Source organism: Saccharothrix sabaoui (genome assembly GCF_051756985.1).
GTDB lineage: Bacteria > Actinomycetota > Actinomycetes > Mycobacteriales > Pseudonocardiaceae > Actinosynnema.
The window spans coordinates 1-20,536 of sequence record NZ_JBPKJK010000156.1; the positions used below are offsets into that span (position 1 = coordinate 1).

The window sequence follows — 20,536 nt, forward strand, 5'->3', positions numbered from 1 at the left end:
CTGCGTTGGTCCGTTGAGAAGGCCGTTTCCAAGGCCGCGGGGGGCTTGCTCGGTTCCTCAGCGGTTGTCGCCCTTGAGCGCGTGCGCATCAGACTTCGAGGGCCCAGCGCACGTACCGCATCGTCGGTGTGAAGCCGGTCTTCTCGAAGACCCCGGACGCCCTGGAGGGGTTCGCCGAGTCCACGCTCAGGCTGGCGCGGTCGTAGTGCTGGTCGACGGCGGCCCGCAGTGCGTGCCCAATCAGGGCGCTGGCGGCGCCCCGTTTCCGGTAGTCCGGGAGTGTTCCGATGAGCATGAAGTGCGCGTCGCGGACGCCGGTGGCCACCGTATCGGCCTCCCAGGACATGGTCACCAGCATGCCCACCGGAGCCCCGTTCGCTACCTCCCGGAGCAGGAAGCTGACCTCGGGCCGGAACGTCTGGTTGGTGATCTTGTTCTTCCACAGGTCCACCGGCATCGGTACCGCGCCCCAGTGGTCCTTGAACGACTCGTTCCCCTCTTGGTCAGACTTGCGTGAGACACCCTGTGTGAGGGTGGGTTCATGATCGAGGGCGGGATCGGAGATGCTCGTGCACGTGTCCTCGCCATCCGACAAGCAGTCCCGGTCCTCCTCCCACGGTGAGAAGCCCGACCCGGCGCCACGTCCGTCGCGCCGGGTGTTCACCCCGGACTACAAGCTGGCCGTGGTCACCGAGTACGAGAACGCACCCAACGGGGAGAAGGGAGCAATCCTGCGCCGTGAGGGCCTCTACTCCTCCCACATCATCGAATGGGCCAGGGCGCGTGACGCGGGACGCCTGACCGGTAGTCCCGCCGAGCCCGGCACGTCGCCGAAACCAGCGAGGAAATCCGCCGAACAGATCGAGCTGGAGAAGCTGCGCCGCGAGAACGAGAAGTTGACCTCGGACCTCGCGAAGACCCGGATGGCGCTGGACATCATGGGAAAAGCGCACGCGCTCTTGGCTTGAGATTTAACCAACCCTTGAACTGGTGCGAGCAGGTTTAGCTGTTCAGCAGACAGCGGGCCCGGTTTCTGGTGATCATGTCCTCTCGCTTGGGGTCGAGATCGGATCGGCCAAGCCTGACGGCTGTGGGGGTGGGTGTGCTGCACGAGGACGCCGGCACGGAGGCGCTGTCGGCGTTGTCCCGGTTCCGTGAGGTGTTCTACGAGTGCCTGAATGCTCGTGCGGACGCGTTGTTCGAACTGGCGGACGCAGTGATCTGTACTGACGGCCCGGTGACCTCGCTGGTCGAGTTGTCGCTGGCGCCGGTCTTCCGCCGCGGGCACGGCGCCCTCTACGACGCACTCGCCGACGGGGTGGTCGACGAGGATCGGATCCGCGATCTGCTGGCCGATCAACTCCCGGCCAACGCGCCTCTGGTGTTCGGCGTCGACGCGACCACCTACCCCCGCCCGAACGCCGAATGCTCACCGGATCGGGGTCTGCACTACGCGCCGTGCCGCTGCGACGGCGATCGGAAAGTGGTGCCGGGCTGGCAGTTCCAGTGGGTGATGGGATTGGAATGGGGCAGCTCGTCGTGGACGCTGCCGGTCGACGCGCGCCGCTTGCCGCAGGGTTCGTGTCCGGTAACCACGACAGCAGAACAGATCCGCGACCTGACCGCCCGGGTGGCCTCGCGAACGGAGTGCACCGACCGGCCGGCACCGTTGTTCGTCCTGGACCAGGGTTACGCCGCTGCCGCGCTCACTCATGCGCTCGGTGACACCGAGGTCCAGCTACTGGTGCGCATCGCCGGTGATCGGGTGTTCTACGACGGCCGACCCGGTCCTCGCAAACCCGGCCCTGGCCGGAAAGGCGTGCACGGCAACAGGTTCGAGCTGGCCGCGGCGGAGCAGTCACGCCGCCCTGACCAGTCCCTGGTCGTGCCCGACACCACCAACTACGGCAGGGTCGAGGTCCGCGCCTGGCATGGGATGCACCAGAAGGTGCAACGCACGGGGTATTTCGCGCGGATGCAGCCCGAGCTGTTCACCCGGCTGCCTGTCATCGAGGGCACCGTGATCGAGGTCCGCGTCGAGCGGTTGCCCGACGGACGGAGTCCGCACCGCACCATGTGGTTGTGGCACTCTGGCCCGCAGGCACCCGACCTGGACGTGTGCTGGCGCGCCTACCTGCGCCGCTTCGACATGGAACACACCTTCCGACTGATGAAGTCGCAACTGGGATGGACCGCCGCGCGAGTCCGTCACCCCGAGCAGGCGATCCGCTGGACCTGGCTTCTGATCGCCGCGTACGTCCAACTCCGGCTCGCCCGAAGTCTTTCCGCCGACCTGCGGCGTCCCTGGGAACGACGAACCCTGCCCGGCAAACCCCTGACACCCCAGCGGGTCCGGCGGGCATTTCGTCATCTGCGCCGCCGGCTCGGCACTCCCGCCCGCCTGCCGAAAACCAGCCACCCCGGACCAGGACGTCCGCCCGGCCGAACGAGCACTCCAGCTCCGCGCCACCACATCGGATCGGAAATTCGCAAAACGGACACCCGGAAGGCCGGGAGCGGGAAGAAGAAGGGTTAAATCTCAAGCTTGGAAGAACTGTCCGGGGGCGCGGAGGACGACAGGCCGCCGACGAGGTCCTGACGAGCGCGTTCGCCGAACTGCGCGCGGCGGGCGTCTCGGTGAGGAAATCGTGTGTACTGACCGGGTCGTCCCGGGCGACGCATTACCGGCATCTCAACCCGAAGGGCCCGGTGCACGGGCCGTGGCCGGCACGGACGCCCCCGCCCCAGACCCTGGACGCCGGTGAGCGTGCCCAGGTGTTGCAGGTGCTCACCTCGCCCGCCTACCGGGACCTGGCGATCCCGCAGGTCTGGGCGCGTGAACTGGACGAGGGCCGGTACTGGTGCTCGATCTCGACGATGTACCGGATCGCGCGCGCCGCGGGCCAGGTCCGCGAACGCCGCCGGGTGGCGACCCACCCGCCGCGGGTCCGGCCCGAGCTGTCCGCCCGCGGTCCGGGCGAGGTGTGGTCCTGGGACATCACCGCGTTGAAAGGACCGACCAAAGGCGTCTGGTACAAGTGCTACGTCATTCTGGACATCTTCTCCCGCTACGTCACCGGATGGCTGGTCGCCGCCGCAGAGGACGCGGTGGTGGCGAAGGACTTCCTCGCCGACGCCATCGCCCGCAACGGCACCGAACCACACACAATCCACGCCGACAGAGGCGGCGCGATGGTCTCCAAACCAGTCTCCGAACTCCTCGTCGACCTCGGAGTCCTGCGGTCCCACTCCCGCCCGCGCACCTCCAACGACAACCCCTATTCCGAAGCGCAGTTCAAGACCCTGAAGTACATGCCCGATTTCCCCGACCGGTTCGGATCACTGCAGGACGCGCGCCTGTTCTGCGAGGGCTTCTTCCTGTCCTACAACCACGAGCACCGTCATTCCGGAATCGGGATGCACACCCCGGCGTCGGTGCACTTCGGCACCGCCGGACAGATCCGCGACCAACGCCAGGCCGTCCTCGACCGCGCCCACGCCCGACACCCCGAGCGCTTCGCACGCCGACCCCGCCCACCCGCACTGCCCGACGTGGCGTGGATCAACCAACCCGTCGATCAACCACAACCGGTCCCATAGACACAACGTGTCTCACTTGACTTGACAACTACCGTTCCGGGTCACCCGGAAATCTTCGTCGTTCTGCTCCGACCACGGCTCGACCCGCAGCCCGTCGGGGATCGCCACGGCGCCGAGCGCGTCGCCGAGTGAGTGTTCCATGCGCTGGAAGTAGCGGACCGGCGCGAAGCCCTGGGAGCGGAGAAGTTCGGGAACGCCGGCGATGTGCTCGCTCTTATGGACGTCGACCACGAGCTTCAGTGTTGGCTGATGCAGTGCGTGCAGCACCTTCGCCGCCGCCACCCCGGCTTCCACGAGCACGGTGCCGACACCCCGGCGGCGGTAGTCAGGGTGGACCCCGCCGTCCAGGAAGACCCGATGGACCTCTTCCGCAGACGGCTTGTAGCGAATCTTCATGTAGCCGACCATCACGTCGCCGTCGAAGGCGGCGAGGCTCCCGCGCTCCAGGTCCGTGTAGGGGTCGAGGAGCTCCGTGAGGGTGTCCTCCTCGGTGTAGTTCTCACCGATCTTGTCCACGGCCTCGATGGCGTTGAGCAGGTCGGCCGACGCCTTGGCGTCCTCGCGGGTAAGCGGCTGCCACGTGAGGGATGCATCCAACATGCGACGGACGGTAATCCCCGCGCGTACGGGCTGTCGCTTTATTTCCTGACCAGGGCCGCAGACCGCGCTGGCCACCGAGTAGTGGCGATCAGGCACCGTCAGCCAACACCGTCGAGAGTGAGGTCAAGCCAGATCAATTGCCGACGAACCACCCACAGGCCAACTCACCTGACCACAGACTCAGGTCGGCTGACCGCTGACAGAACAGCGACGCTGCGGAGGAATACCGCACGGTCGGAATAACACCCCTCCACCAGTAGTCCTCGGACTGCGCATCAGATGCTGCCCCAACCTGGAACCCGACGCCGACGGCTCGACCGGACGGCACCTCATCCGCGGCAACAAATACAAGACCGCCACCGACGAACACGGCGTCCACCAGTCCACCGGCCGCGAACGCGAAGCGCCCTGGGTCGCCATCACCCCCGTCGTCCACGCCATCCGTGTCCTGGAGCGCATGGTCCCTGCAGGACACCTGCTGTTCGACCGCAACGTGCACGACCTGTACAGGACCCGACGCGACACGGGCGCGCTCAAAAGCAACGCGTTGAGCGAGCGCATCGAAGCCTTCGTGACCTGGACCAACGCCGAGGCCACCACCCGCGGTCTTACCGGCGAGGTCATCCCGCCCGACCCCCACGGCCGAATCGGCACCGCCCGCTTCCGCAGGTCCCTGGCCTTGCACATCGCCCGCAAACCAGGCGGCCTGGTCGCCCTGGCCATCCAGTACGGGCACCTGCGCACCGCCGTGTCGGCCGGCTACGCCTCCCGGGGGCAGGGCGGCATCGACGAACTGCTCGATGTCGAGACCATCTGCGCGGTCGCCGACACCGTCGCCGACCTGCACCACGACCTGCACGAAGGCGTCGGCGTGTCCGGTCCGGCCGCCCGCCGCGCCGCCGCGACCGCGCCCCGCTTCGCCGGCACGGTCATCACCGCCACGACCGCGCGGCGACTGCTCGCGAACGAGGACGCGATGCTCTACGACAACCCGCACGCCCTGCTGCTGTGCCACTACAAACGGGCCACCGCGCTGTGCCACCGCGACGGCGTGCGCAACACCCCAGCCTCGACCACTGCGTCCCCGGCTGCGGCAACATCGCCCGCACCGACCACTACGCCGCCCCTGCTGCGCGAACGCACCGACCTGCTGGATCGACGAGCCACCCGCGTGCCAGGCCCGCTCGCCCAACGCCTGCGCGGCACCGCCGCGACGCTGCGCGGCCACGCCGATACCCACGACCGCACCCGCATCACCCCGAACAGCGGCGACACGCGCCGCCACGACACCGACGAGGACACCCGGTGAGTCCCGCACCCGACAAACCTCAATGTCCACAAGGCGCACGGGATGGTCGACTTCATCACCGCCAACCGGGACTGGCTGCGGGTGGTGCACCTGCCGTCCTACGCACCGGAGTTGAACCCGACCGAAGGCGTGTGGTCACTGCTCAAGCGGTCGTTGACGGACTTCGCCGCGGCCGACCTCGACCACCTGACACGGGTGGTGAAAAGGAAACTGAAGAAGATCCAGTACCGGCCCGACGTGCTCGACGGCTGCCTCGCCCAAACCGGACTGCCCCTCACGACGACAGCATGATCACGACATCCGCCATCGCTCATTTAACCTCTGTAACCGCGCGACCTCCGCCAGGACGAGGCCGAACCGGGAGGGGACGGGGTCTCGCGGGATCGGGTCGGCTATCGGGTCGTCGGGTGCGCCCCAGGTCGGGGTCGCGACCACCAGGGCGGCGATCACGGCGGTGACGACCGCGGTGGCTCGCCGGCTGCGCTTGCCCATCGTTGTCTCCCTCCCCGAGGGGGCCGGAATCGCCGGTCGCCTCGGAAGAACCGGATCCGGGATTCGCCCGGGGCGCGGGATGCCCGGCGGCGGTACCGGTGCGTCATGAATCGCGTGCGGCGCGGCCCAGGTACAGCTCGCCCAGTCGCGGGTCGGCCAGCAGGTCGCCGGCCGGGCCGCTGATGTGCACCCGACCCAGGTCCAGCACGCAGCCCAGGTCGGCCACCTCCAGCGCGCGCCGGGCGTTCTGCTCGACCAGCAGCACCGCCGTGCCCGCGTCGCGCATTCGCACGACCTGTTCGAACACCGTCGCGGTGGCCCTCGGGTCCAGCCCCATCGACGGCTCGTCCAGCAGCACCACGCGGGGGTTGACCATCAGCGAGCGGGCGAACTCTACCTGCTTCTGCTGCCCACCCGACAACGCGCCCGCCAACGCGCCCCACCGCTCGCCCACCACCGGGAACAGCGTCCGGACGAAGTCGACCCGCTCGGCCACCTCAGCCTTGTCCCGCACGGTGTACGCGCCGAGCAGGACGTTCTCCCCCACCGTCATCTCGCGGAACACGCTGTGCCCTTGGAGCACGTGCGACAGGCCGGCCGCCAGCAGCTCCTGCGGGCCGTGGCCGGTGACGTCGCGCCCGTCCAGGGTGATCCGGCCGGCGCGCGGCGCGAGCAGCCCGCTGGCCACCTTGAGCACGGTGGACTTGCCCGCGCCGTTGGGGCCGACGAGGCAGACCACCGACGCGGGCGGCACCCGCACGGTCAGCCCGCGCAGCACCAGCGCCGCGCGCCCGTAGCCGGCCTCGACGTCGACGAGTCCGAGCAGGTCAGCAGCCAAGGTAGGCCGCCAGCACGAGGGGGTCGGCGCGGACCTCGTCCGGTGGGCCCTGGGCGATCGGACGGCCCCGGTCGAACACGACCACGTGATCCGACAGGCTCATCACCACGTCCATGTTGTGCTCCACGATCAGGAAGGTCCGGCCCTCGGCGTTGAGTTCGCGCATCAGCGCACCGATCCGGTCGACCAGCGCCGGGTTGACCCCACCGGCGGGCTCGTCGAGCAGGATCGTCTCCGGTTCGGCCATCAGCACGCCCGCCAGTTCCAGCAGCTTCTGCTGGCCGTAGGACAGGTCCCGGGCCTCGACGTCGGCCAGGTGCTCGATGCCGACGCGGGTCAGCAGCCCCAGCGCCCGGTCCACGTCGGCCTGGCGGCGGGCCGGGGCCAACGCGCGCAGCACCGAGCCGGGTCGGACCGCCACCAGCAGGTTCTCCACGGCGGTCAGCCGCGGGAACACCCGGCACAGCTGGAAGCTGCGGCCGATGCCCGCGTGCGCGATCCGGTGCGCGGGCCGTCCGGTCAGGTCGCGGCCGTGGTAGGTGACCGTGCCGGCGTCCGGCTTGACCATCCCGGTGACGCAGTTGAAGAACGTCGTCTTGCCCGATCCGTTCGGGCCGATCAGGGCGTTGATCCGGCCGTGCCGGAACGTCACGGACGCCTCGTCCACCGCCCGCACGCCCCCGTAGGACTTGGTGAGGCCCTCGACCCGCAGGCCCCGCTCCGCCGTCACCGTCGCACCTCCTCGGCCAGTTCCTCCTGGGTGATCTCGCGGATCGACGCCCGCGCCGGCCGCAGCCGGTCCACCAGCCCGCGCAGTGCGGGGATGATCCCGTCGGGCAGGAACAGCACCACCACCGCGAGCAGCGCGCCCGTGGCGACCAGGTGCAGTTGCGTGTCGCCGTAGCGGGCTTTGAAGAACTCGGTGGCGTAGCCGACGACGACCGCGCCGACCAGCGGCCCGAACAGGCTGCGCACGCCGCCGAGCAGGCTCATCAGCACCATGTTGGCGCCGACCAGGATGGAGAACTGGAAGACGGGGTCGAGGAAGCCGAACCACAGGGCGTAGAGGCCGCCGCCCAGCGCGGTGAAGAACGCGGAGACCACGAACGCCGCCAGCTTGTAGCGCACCGTCGGCACGCCGAGCGACCGCGCCTTGTCCTCGTCCTCGCGGATCGCCTTGAGCCCCATGCCGAAGCGCGAGCGGTCGATCAGCCACCAGCACAGCAGCACCACCGCGAGCAGCACGGCGTGCAGGTGGAAGAACCGCTGGTGCTGCTCGGGCCGCAGCACGTCCGGGCCGAACGGGCGCGGCACGCGCAGCCCGTCGGAGCCACCGGTCACCGATCCCCAGCTCTGGAACACCAGCAGCAGGACCAGCACCACCGCGATCGACACGATGACGAACGACGCGCCCCGCGCCCGCAGCGCGGCGACGCCGACGGGCACCGCCAGCACCGCGACCACCACCCCGCCGAGCAGCAACGCCGGCCACGGGTCGATGCCGGCCCGCAGGACCAGCAGGCCGGTGGCGTAGCCGCCCAGGCCGGAGTAGGCGGCGTGGCCCAGCGAGATGTAGCCGGTGAACCCGCCGACGAAGTTCCACGCCGTGGCCAGCACCGCGTAGCTGATGATCACCACGCCGACCGACAGCACGAACGGGTCCGGGGCCAGGCGGGGGAACGCCACCAGGAAGGCGGCCAGGCCGACCAGGCCGACGGCTTTCAACACCTGCTCAGAACCGCTGCGCAAGGCGGCCTCCGAAGAATCCCCGCGGGCGCAGGATCAGCGTCACGAACAGGGCGGCGTAGAAGAACGTCTGCGCCCACGTGGTGCCGAGCGGGATCTGGAGGAGGTTCTGCCCGATGCCCAGCAGCAGCGCCGCGACGGCCGCGCCCGCGACGCTGCCCAGGCCGCCGACCACGATGATCGCCATGAGCGGCCCGATCCAGTGCCAGTGCAGCGACGGGTAGATGGTGGAGTCCAGCGCCAGGGCGGTGCCGCCGACGGCGGCGGTGGCCAGGCCGAGCCCGAAGCCGTACCCGGCGACCCGGTCGGTGTCCACGCCGAGCAGCCGGGCCGCCTCGCGGTGCTGCATGGTGGCCCGCAGCGCCTGGCCGAACCTGGTCACCTTGAGCAGCACGTGCAGCCCGGCCAGCGTCACCGCGGCCAGGCCGAAGGCGATCAGCTTGACCAGTGCGACGTTGGCGCCGAACAGCTCCAGCCGCGCACCCGAGTAGGACAGCGGCACGCGGCGGTGGGTACCGGTGAAGACGAACCCCAGCACGCCCTCGACGACCAGCGCCACCGCGAACGTCAGCAGCACCGACATCATGGTGAGCGTGGCCGTGCGCAGGCGGGCGACCAGCAGTCGCTGCACGGCCACGCCCAAGGCGAAGAACAGCGGCACCGTCACCGGCAGCGACAGCATCGGGTCCAGTCCGGTCCCGACGGTGAACGCCCAGGCCAGGTACGCGGCCAGCACCAGGAACGCGGAGTGCGCGATCATCACCACGCGCATCACGCCGAAGTAGAGGGTGAGACCGGCGGCCAACAGGGCGTAGAGGCCGCCCATCAGGACGCCGAGGACGAGGCTCTGGAAGACGAGGGACACCCGGGCTCACCACGCGGGCTTGGGGTAGACCAGCTCGGTTTCCCGCGCGTCGGCGGGCAGCACGATGCGGATCTTCCCGCCGACGTACTGCTGGATCAGGTGCGCGCCCTGCGGTCGGCCCGCGGAGTCCCACCGCAGCGGGCCGACGACGGTCTGCACCTCGTTGGCGTGCAACCAGTCGATCAGCTCGCGCTGGCACTCCGGCGAGGGGTCGGCGCAGCCGGCCGCGGTGACGGCGGCGGCGACGACCTGGCCGGTGGTCCAGGCGTTGGCCTCGTCCTCGGTGGGCGGGGAGCCGGTCTCGCGGGTGTGGAAGTCGACGAACTCCCGGTTGGACGGGTAGTCGGCTTCGGGCGTGTAGCCGGTCGGGGACAGGATGCCCTCGGTCTGCGCACCGATGGCCCTGGCGAACTCGGGGTTGGTCGGCGCGGTGGAGAACGCGGCCAACTTCGGCTGGTAGTCCAGTTGGCGCAGGGCCACGATGAGGTTCACCGCGTCCTGGTACTGGGTGCCGCCGACCACGACGTCCGCGCGGGAGTCGGCGATCTTGGCGGCGATGGAGCCGAAGTCGGTGGTGTTGGGCGGGTACACCTCGTCGACCACGGTCCGGATGCCGGCGGCGGCCAACTCCTCCTTGAGGCCGTTCGCGGTGCCCTGGGCGAACGGATCGTCCATCACCGCGTAGGCGGCGGTCTTCGGGCGGGTGGCCTCGGGGATGGCGGTGATCGCCTCGGCCAGGTGGTCGTAGTGGTCCTGGGCGATGGCCGGCGCGGCGTAGAACAGGTTGTCGAAGCCCTGCTCGAACACCTCACGCGCGGCGCCCGCCGGTTCCACGAACAACATGCCGTAGTCGCGCGCCACCTGGGCGGCCGGGATGACCAGGCGGGTGGAGAACGGCCCGAAGACGAGGTCGACACCGTCGGAGTTGATGAGCTTCTCGTAGTCGGCGGCGACCCGGTCGGCGCTGGACTGGTCGTCCAGGACGATCAGCTCGACCTCGCGGCCCAGCAGCCCGCCGTTGGCGTTGACGTGCTCGGCCCACGCCTCGTAGCCGCGCTGCACGCCCTTGCCCGGTTCGGAGAAGTCGCCGGTCAGCGGCAACGAGACGCCGATGCGGATGGGCCCGTCACCGCCGGCTCCCCCTTCCGCCGGCCGGCCGCCGAGGCAGCCGGAGACCAGCAGCGCCGCGGTCGCGCCGAGGGCGCCGATGCGGAGCCCGTGAGCCGTATCCATCGTCCACCCGTCGTCGAGGGATGAGGTAAGCGCTTTCCGAGCATAGGAATCGCCGAGAGCTGTGACAAGCGCCATATCAGGTGGTGCCGACGCCACCAGGACCACGCCCGGCATCCGGGCCTCCCGAAGCGACTGCCACGCGGGCCCCGCAGTCCGGTTCCGACCGAGACTTTGCGCCGAGGCTGTTGACACCGGGACGGCGACGTTCGTACGGTCTACCCCGGCAGCGTTGGCGCCAGAACGTCATGGGCGCCAACGGATCCACACGATCACCAAGGCCGCCCGAGCGACCCGCGACTGAGGTGCCTCTTACCCGGATAGCGCTTTCCGGTAGCCGTCGCGTTCATTGAAACGTTTCATGTCCGACGTGGCACCATCCTGCGGCTTTGCTGGTGCGGGATGACGCCTCGCCACTACTGGGAGCGTTCCCAGAAGCTGTGACGAAGGAGCAACAGTGCTCATCAACTTTGTTCGGGGACGGGCCGTCCCCCCGTTCTTGCCCGGGCGGCGCGTCGCGCTGCTCGCCGTCGGCGTCGCCTTGACCGCTGTCGGGAGCGGTGTCGCCATCTCCCCGGCGTCGGCGGCTCCGACCCGCTACGAGGCGGAAAGCACACCGGCCACCTGCGCCGGTGCCCTCGAGTCCAATCACGCCGGTTACTCCGGCAGCGGGTTCTGCAACGCGGACAACGCGGTCGGGGCGGCCGCGCAGTTCACCGTCACGGCACCCGCGGCGGGTTCCACGACCATCGCCGTCCGGTACGCCAATGGCGGGACCGGCAACCGCCCCGCGGACGTTCTGGTCAACGACGCGGTCGCCCACCCGGGCACCGCGTTCGCCCCGACCGGTGCCTGGACCACTTGGTCCTCGAAGACGCTCACCGTCCCCGTGAACGCCGGCACGAACACGATCCGGTTGAGCCCGACCACCGCAGAGGGCTTGGCGAACGTCGACTACCTCGAGGTCGACGCCGCGGGCGACCCGCCTTCGGGCAAGCAGGTGGAGGACCTCGACCGGGGCCTGGTCAGCGTGCGCTCCGGGTCCGGCAACCTGGTCTCGTGGCGGCTGCTCGGGACCGAGTCGCCCTCGACCGGGTTCAACGTCTACCGGGGCTCGACGAAGGTGAACGGCTCGCCGATCACCGACTCGACCAACTTCCTCGACCCCGGGGCGGCGGGGGACGCGTCGTACACGGTCCGCGCGATCGTGGACGGGGTGGAGCAGGCGCCGTCCGCGCCGTCGGTGCGCTTCACCGGCGGCAACCACCTGGACGTGCCGATCTCCCGGCCGGGGAGCACCTACACGGCCGGTGACGCGAGCGTCGGCGACGCGGACGGCGACGGCCAGTACGAGATCTTCCTCAAGTGGGACCCCAGCGACCAGAAGGACAACTCCCAGTCCGGTCGCACCAGCAACGTCTACATCGACGCCTACAGGCTCAACGGACAGCGGCTGTGGCGCGTCAACCTGGGCCGCAACATCCGCGCCGGCGCGCACTACACCCAGTTCCAGGTCTACGACTACGACGGCGACGGCCGGGCCGAGCTGGCGGTCAAGACCGGCGACGGCACGGTGTCCGGCACGGGTCAGGTGATCGGCAACGCCGACGCCGACCACCGCAACTCCTCCGGCTACATCATCACCGGACCCGAGTACCTGACCGTCTTCAACGGCCTCACCGGCGCCGTCATGTCCACGGTGCCCTTCGACCCCGCCCGCGGCAACATCTGCGACTGGGGCGACTGCACCGGCAACCGGGGCGACCGGTTCCTGGCCGGCACCGCCTACCTGGACGGGCAGCGCCCCAGCATCATCATGGGCCGCGGCTACTACGCCAAGAGCGCCATCGCGGCGTGGGACTTCCGCGACGGGCAGCTCACCCGGCGCTGGAAGTTCGACTCCAGCTCCGCGGGCAGCCAGTGGGGCGGCCGCGGCACCCACTCCCTGTCCATCGCCGACGTCGACAGCAACGGCACCGACGAGATCATCTACGGCGGCATGACCATCAACGCCAACGGCACCGGGCGCTACACCACCAACTTCTACGCCCACGGCGACGCCCTGCACGTCGGGGACTTCCTGCCCAACCGCCCCGGCAAGGAGATCTGGCAGATCCACGAGCAGAGCTCCGGCGCCGCCGCGACCCTGCGCGACGCCAACAACGGCGCGGTCATCATGCAGAAGAACAACACCTGCAGCTGCGAAGGCCCGGCCCGCGGCGCGGCCGGCGACATCTACGCCGGGAACCCCGGCGCCGAGTTCTGGGGCAGGGGCACCGGATTGACCAGCCTGTTCAACGGCTCCGGCGGCAACATCGGGCGCACGCCGGGCAGCGCCAACTTCCTCGCCTGGTGGGATGCCGACCCGGTGCGGGAACTGCTGGACGGCAACCACGTCGACAAGTACGGCACCGGCGGTGACACCCGCCTGCTCACCGGCACCGGGGCGCACTCCGTCAACGGCACCAAGTCGACCCCCTCGCTCTCCGGTGACCTGTTCGGCGACTGGCGCGAGGAGGTCATCCTGCCGCGCGACGACAACGCCGCGCTGCGCATCTACGCCACGACGACGCAGACCGACCGGCGGATCCACACCCTGATGCACGACACCCAGTACCGCGTGGCCATCGCCTGGCAGAACACCGCCTACAACCAGCCGCCACACCCGAGTTTCTTCCTCGGCAGCGGCATGAGCACCCCGCCCCAGCCGAACATCCACGTCCGCTGAACCCGATCCGTGGGCGGGCCGGTCAACCGGGCCGGCCTGCCCACGGGGCTTGCCCCAAGGGCGGGCAGTCAGCGTTTCCGCTGGTCACGCAATGCAGTTGCAGGAGGCACTACGCAGGGCAACGGATCTCGTCGGTGCAGGCGGTCAACCAGGACAGCTTGTTCCGAAGGAGCTCCGTTGCCCCGTCATGGAGGTTTCTCAGCGAAATGCGCCGTGGGTGCCCGCTATCGGGAGATCGACGCGCGTGCCCTGCACGATCCCGTCGCGGCCGAGAAGGTATCCGGCGAGGGCAGCACCGGCGGCGAGTTGATGTCTTCCGACGACGGCTTCGACACCTGCACCCTGCGGCTGCACGAGTAGGAGTTCGACTCCACCTGGACGATGTACCTGCGGGTGGCGCAGGAGTACAACGCCGCACTGCGCCGCGAGGCGGCGCCCGAGCAGATCGGCGGCGTCGAGTTCTACGTCAAGGAGAAGGCGCACCGCAGCTCGGTTGCGAACTGCCGGCCGCTGGACGGCACCTACGCTGTCGTGCTCGACGTGCACGCCGACGACCGCGACAACGTCGTGCGACCGGTGTGCGACTCGCCCGCGACCACGTCGGACAGATCATGGACCGGTGGCGCGACCTGCCACGCTACGACACGGGCCGCACGCAGCCCACGGTGCCGCTGGCGCTGCGTGACCCGTGCCAGGCGCTCACCGCCGTGGTCGACGACTTCGGACCCGACGCGGAGATCCAGCCCCAGGAAGTCTACGAGTGCAGCATCGGCCCCGGCTCCGGCGGCACCGTCATCCCCCAGGGCAAGGCCGGGGCCGGGGGCGGTGAGGTCACCGTGGTCTACGGCGTCGCCGAGGACCCCGCACGCGACCTGACCGTCTCGCCCGACGAGTACCAGGCCGCCGACATCGCCGGCTACAAGGCGGTCACGGGCATGCGCGCCGGGCAGTGCCGCACCGTCGCGGGCTGGGACCCGGATACCACGATCGTCGAGGACCACCGTGACGACGACGCCCTCCCGTCGGTGCAGATCGTCCGGATCGACACCCCGACTGCGAACAGCGGTCGAAGAAGCTGGTCGAGAAGATCCTGTCCGCGGTAGGCACGCAGTGAACCACCCGAGACTTCTCGGCGCCGCGCTCCTGGCGGCCGTCATGATGCTGTCCACCTGTAGCACCCTCGTCAGTGGCACTGCCCGACCTCAGATCAGCGGTGCCGCGTCGGCATCCGGCGACGGCTCCCGACCTGAGGTGTGCGACCGCGCACCCGACCCGGACAGCTGTAGCGAGTACCGGCACACGGAGCTGGCCACGGGCCAGCGGTTGTTCGAGTGTGGACGGCGAACGAGGCCACGAGTTCGCAGATGCTGTGCAGCGCGCTACCCGACCAGACCTGGCAGCGGCGGCTGGGAGCAGGCTTCTACCGCTACGGCAGCGACTCCACCTGGTGTGAGCTGTGGTCGGCCGACAACCAGGTCGCGATCAAGCTCGACCTGTTCGGCGCCGCGCCGCTGGGCGAGTACCTGACCCGGTTCCAGGCCGACCCGGACCTCGCCGCCCTCACCCGCCAGGTGCAGATCGCCGGAGTTGCGGCGATGACCACCGGCCTGGCCGGCGGCGCCGACGGCATTGGCGCGACGGCGAGCAGATCACCCTCGCCCCGCACGGCGACGCCGAACGGCCCGGCGTGCTGTTGATCCACCTGGAGCTGCACCCACCGCGCGGCCGCCCCTCCTCCACCCCGGTCGACCGCAGCCGCATCGCCTTCCGCGACGACCTCGCCGGCGCGCTGCTCGACGCGCTCTACCCGCGATGACCAACCGCAGACACGGAAAACCTTGATGTACACCGGGACCCGCACAAAGCCGATGCTCGCCGCCGTCGCGGCGGCGATGACCTTGACCGCCTGCACCAGCACCATCCCCGGCACCGCCACACCGGCCAACAGCACAATCGCCGCTGGCAGTTCGTCGGCCGCCGCGACAACACCGACACCCCGGCCGGCGGCATCGGAGTCGGACTCGCCGAACGCGCACGGACCGGATGAGCCGTTCCAGCAGGACGGGCGGCAGGATCGACGGCGTGCCGCCCCCGACGTAGAGGGTCGTCACGGTTTTGCGCTCGGTCAGGTCCGCGAGCCTCGCGGCTTCGTCGAGCACGGTATCGACGTACCCGGCCAGGTCCTTGTTCACGTCCGCGACGGCGTAGAGGTCGCAGAATCGGCAGATCTGACGGCAGAACGGCACATGGACGTAGAGGTTCAGGTCGTCGAACCTGTGCAGCGAACGGGCGATCGCGCCGGGGACGGCAGCGGCCGTCCTGTCGTCGAACGCCCGGCACACCTGTCTGGGTGGACAGGAGTAGACGTAGTCGGCCCGCGTGTTCGCGGCGATCAGCTCCGTCAGCCGCGTCCGGACCGAGGGCTCGCCCACGACGATCTGCATGGGATCCTCGCAAGGTTCAAATGCTGATGTTGCCCTCGGTGACCTCGCGCAGGAAGTTCCGCGCGTTCGGCGACAACTCCTCGACCATCGCGGCGAGCTCGGTCACGTGGTAGTAGCCCCAACGGTCGTGGATGTGCTGCTCCAACGCCTGCGGTTCGCCCGCGGTGATCCGCGCCAGGAACCATGTGTAGACCATCGTGCGCCCGTTCTCGACGAATGACCGCGTCCCCAGATTCTGACCGACGGCGACTTCTACCCCCATCTCTTCCCTCAGCTCCCGACGGGCCGCGCTTTCGGGGTCTTCGTCCGGATAGAGCTTGCCGCCGGGAATTTCCCATTGTCGCAGTTCAGGCGTGTTGCGGTGGAGCAGCAGAACACGGCCGCGGTCATCCCTGATCACGCATCCGGCCAGTTTTACCTGTTGCATCGAATACCCTCCCGTTCGTCCCTTCGGCGGCAGAGGGTAGTGGTGTGGCCGATCGCCGACATCGAAGAAGCCAGTGAACCACTGCTTCGGGTGAACCCAGCACGACCCACGAGGCACGGAATAATTAACCGCAATATTGCGGAACTGCTGCAGCTTCGTCCAACAAGCGGATTACCGCACCATTCGTTGCCGCGTCGCACACCACTTCGAGTACGGTCGAGTCTCGGGTCGAGTACACCCGGCGCACGTTCAGGATCGCCCACCCACCGGCGAACGGAGGAGTTTCGGGCCGATGAAGATAATCGTGTCCGGTTTGACCGCGACCGGGAAGACGACACTCTGCCGAAGCCTGGCGACCGGCCTGGACGTGCCGTACGTCAGCGCTTCCCGGATCCTGTGGGAAAACCTGCATGACCCGAACGGGGAATGGTCACCAGCCCTCGACTGGCAGCGCACGGACCTGTCGGTGGAACGCGCCGTCGACGCGGCCGTGACGAGCGCTCTGCGTGACCACGACGCAGGCGTTTTCGACTCCTGGGGCCTGCCCTGGTACTCCGACGAGCCCGCGACGCGGATCTGGCTGGAGTCGAGCCGGGAGAGCCGACTGCGGAAGTGCTACGTGTCGTACTTGCAGCGCGGAACGCCGAAGACGTTCGAGGAGTGCGCGTCCATCATGGACACCAAGGACGCGATGAGCCACACCGTGTTCCTGGCCAACCACGGATTCGACATCCTCACCGACCGGGAACCGTTCGACATGATCGCCGACTGCTCCGCGCAGATCCCGGTGGCGACCCTAGAAGAGGCCGAGGCGGGCGCGCGAACGACCTACCGGGCCGTGGTCGAAGCACTCGCCGATCGACACCTGGTCGACCGCCCCACGTTCCCTCCCACCTGGTCGACATCTGCCGATCCACACGGCGGCACCGCGATCGAGTGGAGGCGATGAATCCGTGGCACGCCGCCGGAGAGAGGCCGCCAGCGTCCACCTGAACCGCACCGGATGTCGAGCCCATCGGCACCACCTACACGTTCGGATCTTCCGCAGAACGGAGAGTGATCCCTGGTTCAGGACGCTGGCCTGGCTCTACTGCGTCTCCCCTCGTCAGCTGGGGTCTATGCAGCACCAGGGGGTAGTCGACCTCGTCCGAACGGGGTCGACGCCCTCCGCGTGCTCAAACGGCATCCCCTTGGTATCGAGTTCGGTGATGCCACGAGGCAGTCGGCCGGCCCGCCCCGAAGACACTGCGCCGCGTCGTACGCGTCGTGCTCGACCACCAGGACGGACAGCTCCAGGACGGCGCACCCTGCTGATACTGGAGTGACCATCACCGACCAGGCCACCCTGTACTACATTCCGAGATCTCGAGGGAGTGGGTCGCCGCGTCGGCGATAGTGGCCGATCAGGGCCCTGCCGAGATGGACCTGGTGCCAGAGATCGCGGCGATCGCGGCGACCGTGTCGACGACGCGGGTCAGCACGGTCGCGGCCAGCAGCCCTCGGATCGCCGCGGTCGAGAAGGGCAGCAGTACCGGCCTCAGCCGGTCGCCTTGCTCTCCTGGAGCGGCACTTCTTTTCCCTGGCTCGCACGGGTGACCGCGAGGAATGCCTGTGCCAGCATGCACATCGTGACGTGCCGGCCCGACTCCGGAGCCCACCACGACCACGTCGGAAGGATGCTCGAGGGACCTCACAACCGCGAGGTGACACCTGTGCCCGAGGGCCGATCGCGGGCCACAGCCGTCAGTTCGAGGTGCACGCGTGTTCGCTTCCGACCGTCTCGCACCACTCCAGCCACACCGGACCGAGGGTGTACCTGCCGGCGTCCTTCTCCAACGCACCCAGCTTCACCAGGGTCTTCGCCAGGCGGTAGGTGGTGGGCAACGGCAACCGAGCAGCGCGGCTCATCTCGGTGAGGTTCAACGGCTTCTTACCGCCGGCGACCTGTTCCAGCACGTGAAATGCCCGCTCCAACATCGACCCCTTGCCTCTCTCATCAGCCGCGTCGTCCGCGTCACTTGGGCTCTGCGGCACTTCCTCCTGTGCTTGCGCTTCCCCCTGCGCACGGTCGGACCGCCAGTTCCCGCCGCGGTCCTCGCTGGTGAACGACATGTAATCCCTCCCTTGTCTCCGCAGACGACCGACCCTCCGGCGGTCGTCGCCTACTACCGACTGCACGGACATGACACGCCGTCGTAGGCGCGCCAGGTGCCATCTCGGGCCACCTGGATGTCCCTGTCGGTTGGATGCCCGGCGCGCAGCGGTGTCGGTCCCCACCTTGCCTCAAGCGAATTCGTCGACGCGATCCCGAACCCACTCAGTGGTGCAGGCGCCAGCGAGCAGCCGTTCGGTCGTATCACTCGCGCAGGCATGCCGCATCCTGTCCAGCGGTTGATCGACATGCTCGCTCGACTACAGGAGGTCGTCTACGTCACTGCGCATGCCTTCACATATAACAATCCCCACCGGCATCCGTCCACCGTCGCAGCCTCAGGAGCAAAGCCCCGGAGAGGCCGCTACCGCCCGCCAACCGATGAAAGCATATGCCATCGGTATTCCATGTCAACGCGAACGGAACTCCCAGAGGCGTCCACCGAGAAGAAGCGGTAATCACGTAGACCCGTAGTTTCGCGCGTAACCAACCCCTAGATCGCGCAGAAGCGGGCACGTAGCAGCGCATGAAAGGCCTCTCGACATGCATGAACGCCGCACGCGGTCACTCAAAGGCAGACTGTTGTCACTCTGTGTCAACAAGGTCTGCGGACACCCTTCAAAATCAGCCAAGCCGTCACGAGACTCCGTAATTAACATGTGAATATCGGCGTGTCGATTGTCCCGCCGAACGGGAAAAGCTCGTCACTTACGCGTACCCGACATGCCCTCAGGCGATGCGCACCCCCTCTACGTGGCCACCGGCAACACACTAAGTGGTCCTGCTACGTGTTCACATCGGCTACTACGTGGCTGCCCTTATGGCGCTTCCATGCCAACCGGTCGATACTTACCCTAAATAACTAGATCCGACCCTCCGCACGCGGGCGCGGAACATCACGACCGGGGGATTGGCAATGCAGACCGATACACAGGTCCGCCTTTTCGAGGAGGACTACTGGCAGCATGCGCTCGATGTCGGGGACCGGGTGAGGGCGGCCGAACCCGTGCATCGCGCCGAGGTAGGCGGGTACCTGCCGGTCTGGGTGATCAGCCGCTACGCCGATGCGCGCCGCGCCCTGACCGACTCTCGTCTGAGCAAGGACGCCGGTCGCATCCGCCCGGTCATGGAGCGGCACCTGCGTGCCGCCGGGCTGCCGACCGAGCTGTCCGGGATGTTCCGGCCGCACATGCTGTTCCAGGACCAGCCCGCCCATGGACGCCTTCGTCGTCTGCTGGCGGACAAGTTCACCCGCACCCGGATCGAGCAGTTGCGCTCCAGGGTGTTCGACCTGACCCGGACGCTGGTCGACGCGCTCCCCGTCGACGAGCCGTTCGACCTGGTCGACAAGCTCGCGTTCCCGCTCCCCCTCACCGTGATCTGCGAGCTGATGGGCGTGCCGGCACAAGACCGTGAAGCGTTGCGGGACTGGACCGCGGCGCTGATGGACGACGCCCCCGCGCGCCTGCTCCCGGCATCACGGGCGATGGAGGGCTACTTCGCCGAACTGATCAGCGCCAAGCGCAAGCACCCCGGTGACGATCTCCTCTCGGCCCTGGTCCGAGGTTCCGACACCGACCGCCTCGACGACGAGGAATTGATCGGGACGGTCTTCCTGATCCTCGTCGCCGGGCACGAGACCTCGACCAACGCCATCACCAAGGCCGCGCGGTGGTTGATGGCCGATCCCCGGCTGTGGAGGCACCTCGCCGACACCCCGCACAGGATCCCCCAGGCGATCGAGGAGGTGTGGCGGTTCGACTCACCGGTGCGCATGGCCACCCACCGGGTCACCGCGGCCCCGGTCGTCTACGGCGGGGTCGAAATCCCGGCCGGGGAGATCGTCCTGGTGTCGCTGACAAGCGCCAACCGCGACCCGGAGATGTTCGGCGACCCGGCCTCGCTCGACATCGGCCGTGCCGACGCGCGCAGGCACCTGTCTTTCGGCTACGGCATGCACCACTGCCTGGGAGCACCCCTGGGGCGCATGGAAGCCGAGATCGCACTGCGGCAACTCATCGCCCGGTTCCCCCGCGCCCGGCTCGCCGTCGAACCGCAGCGGCTGCGGGCGCAGCGCAGCGCCATCATGGCCGGTATCGAGGAAC

At 68.7% G+C, this 20,536-nt stretch carries 21 protein-coding genes and 2 pseudogenes; 12 read left to right on the top strand and 11 right to left on the bottom strand.

Translation table 11 applies throughout. The features are described 5' to 3' along the window. Positions 1–88: 88 nt before the first annotated feature. Entirely contained in the window at positions 89–451 is a 363-nt protein-coding gene (locus ACR807_RS33425) for a GNAT family N-acetyltransferase (protein ID WP_438925475.1), read from the bottom strand. A 112-nt stretch (positions 452–563) separates the two neighbouring features. Here ACR807_RS33425 and ACR807_RS33430 point away from each other — a divergent pair, with 112 nt between their 5' ends. The 3 genes from ACR807_RS33430 to ACR807_RS33440 all read left to right on the top strand — a co-directional run bounded on the left by ACR807_RS33430 (position 564) and on the right by ACR807_RS33440 (position 3,600). Then, positions 564–968: a transposase gene (locus ACR807_RS33430; protein ID WP_438925476.1), complete on the top strand. Its 405-nt coding sequence runs from the start codon at positions 564–566 to the stop codon at positions 966–968. Positions 969–1,102: 134 nt separating this feature from the next. Beyond that, on the top strand, positions 1,103–2,536 hold the full coding sequence (locus ACR807_RS33435; RefSeq protein ID WP_438925477.1) for an NF041680 family putative transposase: 1,434 nt from the start codon (positions 1,103–1,105) through the stop codon (positions 2,534–2,536). Between the two features lie 341 nt (positions 2,537–2,877). After that, complete coding sequence (locus tag ACR807_RS33440; RefSeq protein WP_438925478.1) at positions 2,878–3,600, top strand: DDE-type integrase/transposase/recombinase; 723 nt, start codon at positions 2,878–2,880, stop codon at positions 3,598–3,600. Between the two features lie 12 nt (positions 3,601–3,612). On the opposite strand, the gene ACR807_RS33445 is transcribed toward ACR807_RS33440, so the two are convergent. After that, on the bottom strand, positions 3,613–4,200 hold the full coding sequence (locus ACR807_RS33445) for a GNAT family N-acetyltransferase (RefSeq protein WP_438925479.1): 588 nt from the start codon (positions 4,198–4,200) through the stop codon (positions 3,613–3,615). Positions 4,201–4,657: 457 nt separating this feature from the next. Between ACR807_RS33445 and ACR807_RS33450 the strand changes: the two genes are divergently transcribed. Beyond that, the gene (locus tag ACR807_RS33450) at positions 4,658–5,509 is read left to right on the top strand and encodes a hypothetical protein (protein WP_438925480.1); all 852 of its coding nucleotides are present in this window, start codon (positions 4,658–4,660) and stop codon (positions 5,507–5,509) included. 15 nt (positions 5,510–5,524) lie between these two features. Further along, positions 5,525–5,800: pseudogene (locus ACR807_RS33455) on the top strand (transposase); the annotation flags it as partial. On the opposite strand, the gene ACR807_RS33460 reads toward ACR807_RS33455, so the two are convergent. From ACR807_RS33460 to ACR807_RS33485, 6 genes are all read right to left on the bottom strand, one after another. Then, positions 5,801–6,001 (bottom strand): hypothetical protein, encoded by a 201-nt coding sequence (locus tag ACR807_RS33460; protein WP_438925481.1) that lies wholly within the window; start codon positions 5,999–6,001, stop codon positions 5,801–5,803. Positions 6,002–6,104: 103 nt separating this feature from the next. Continuing rightward, complete coding sequence (locus tag ACR807_RS33465) at positions 6,105–6,839, bottom strand: ABC transporter ATP-binding protein (protein WP_438925482.1); 735 nt, start codon at positions 6,837–6,839, stop codon at positions 6,105–6,107. Next, complete coding sequence (locus ACR807_RS33470) at positions 6,829–7,569, bottom strand: ABC transporter ATP-binding protein (RefSeq protein ID WP_438925483.1); 741 nt, start codon at positions 7,567–7,569, stop codon at positions 6,829–6,831. The genes ACR807_RS33465 and ACR807_RS33470 overlap by 11 nt, the downstream gene beginning before the upstream one ends. Beyond that, complete coding sequence (locus ACR807_RS33475) at positions 7,566–8,588, bottom strand: branched-chain amino acid ABC transporter permease (protein WP_438925484.1); 1,023 nt, start codon at positions 8,586–8,588, stop codon at positions 7,566–7,568. Before ACR807_RS33475 ends, ACR807_RS33470 begins: the two co-directional genes overlap by 4 nt. Continuing rightward, positions 8,572–9,450, bottom strand: coding sequence for a branched-chain amino acid ABC transporter permease (locus ACR807_RS33480; protein ID WP_438925485.1), 879 nt, complete (start codon positions 9,448–9,450; stop codon positions 8,572–8,574). Before ACR807_RS33480 ends, ACR807_RS33475 begins: the two co-directional genes overlap by 17 nt. A gap of 6 nt (positions 9,451–9,456) precedes the next feature. Then, positions 9,457–10,683 carry an amino acid ABC transporter substrate-binding protein gene (locus ACR807_RS33485; protein WP_438925486.1) on the bottom strand — a complete coding sequence of 409 codons (1,227 nt, stop codon included), beginning with the start codon at positions 10,681–10,683 and terminating at the stop codon, positions 9,457–9,459. Positions 10,684–11,137: 454 nt separating this feature from the next. Here ACR807_RS33485 and ACR807_RS33490 point away from each other — a divergent pair, with 454 nt between their 5' ends. The 5 genes from ACR807_RS33490 (at position 11,138) to ACR807_RS33510 (ending at position 15,224) form a co-directional block, all read left to right on the top strand. Then, positions 11,138–13,408, top strand: coding sequence for a rhamnogalacturonan lyase family protein (locus ACR807_RS33490; RefSeq protein WP_438925487.1), 2,271 nt, complete (start codon positions 11,138–11,140; stop codon positions 13,406–13,408). Positions 13,409–13,621: 213 nt separating this feature from the next. Next, positions 13,622–13,768 (top strand): hypothetical protein, encoded by a 147-nt coding sequence (locus ACR807_RS33495; RefSeq protein WP_438925488.1) that lies wholly within the window; start codon positions 13,622–13,624, stop codon positions 13,766–13,768. Positions 13,769–13,986: 218 nt separating this feature from the next. Then, the gene (locus ACR807_RS33500; protein WP_438925489.1) at positions 13,987–14,511 is read left to right on the top strand and encodes a hypothetical protein; all 525 of its coding nucleotides are present in this window, start codon (positions 13,987–13,989) and stop codon (positions 14,509–14,511) included. A gap of 228 nt (positions 14,512–14,739) precedes the next feature. Next, positions 14,740–15,105 carry a hypothetical protein gene (locus tag ACR807_RS33505; protein ID WP_438925490.1) on the top strand — a complete coding sequence of 122 codons (366 nt, stop codon included), beginning with the start codon at positions 14,740–14,742 and terminating at the stop codon, positions 15,103–15,105. Further along, positions 15,096–15,224 (top strand): hypothetical protein, encoded by a 129-nt coding sequence (locus tag ACR807_RS33510; protein ID WP_438925495.1) that lies wholly within the window; start codon positions 15,096–15,098, stop codon positions 15,222–15,224. Before ACR807_RS33505 ends, ACR807_RS33510 begins: the two co-directional genes overlap by 10 nt. Before the next feature lie 256 nt (positions 15,225–15,480). Here the strand turns inward: ACR807_RS33510 and ACR807_RS33515 are convergent. Next, positions 15,481–15,852, bottom strand: a pseudogene (locus tag ACR807_RS33515) (coproporphyrinogen-III oxidase family protein); the annotation flags it as partial. Positions 15,853–15,868: 16 nt separating this feature from the next. Next, entirely contained in the window at positions 15,869–16,279 is a 411-nt protein-coding gene (locus tag ACR807_RS33520; RefSeq protein WP_438925491.1) for an NUDIX hydrolase, read from the bottom strand. A gap of 304 nt (positions 16,280–16,583) precedes the next feature. On the opposite strand from ACR807_RS33520, the gene ACR807_RS33525 reads away from it, so the two are divergent. Beyond that, positions 16,584–17,228, top strand: coding sequence for a cytidylate kinase family protein (locus ACR807_RS33525; protein WP_438925492.1), 645 nt, complete (start codon positions 16,584–16,586; stop codon positions 17,226–17,228). Positions 17,229–18,022: 794 nt separating this feature from the next. On the opposite strand, the gene ACR807_RS33530 is transcribed toward ACR807_RS33525, so the two are convergent. Further along, complete coding sequence (locus tag ACR807_RS33530) at positions 18,023–18,391, bottom strand: helix-turn-helix domain-containing protein (RefSeq protein ID WP_438925493.1); 369 nt, start codon at positions 18,389–18,391, stop codon at positions 18,023–18,025. A gap of 956 nt (positions 18,392–19,347) precedes the next feature. Here ACR807_RS33530 and ACR807_RS33535 point away from each other — a divergent pair. Further along, positions 19,348–20,536 (top strand): cytochrome P450 family protein (locus ACR807_RS33535; protein ID WP_438925494.1); only part of this gene is annotated, 1,189 nt, incomplete at its 3' end.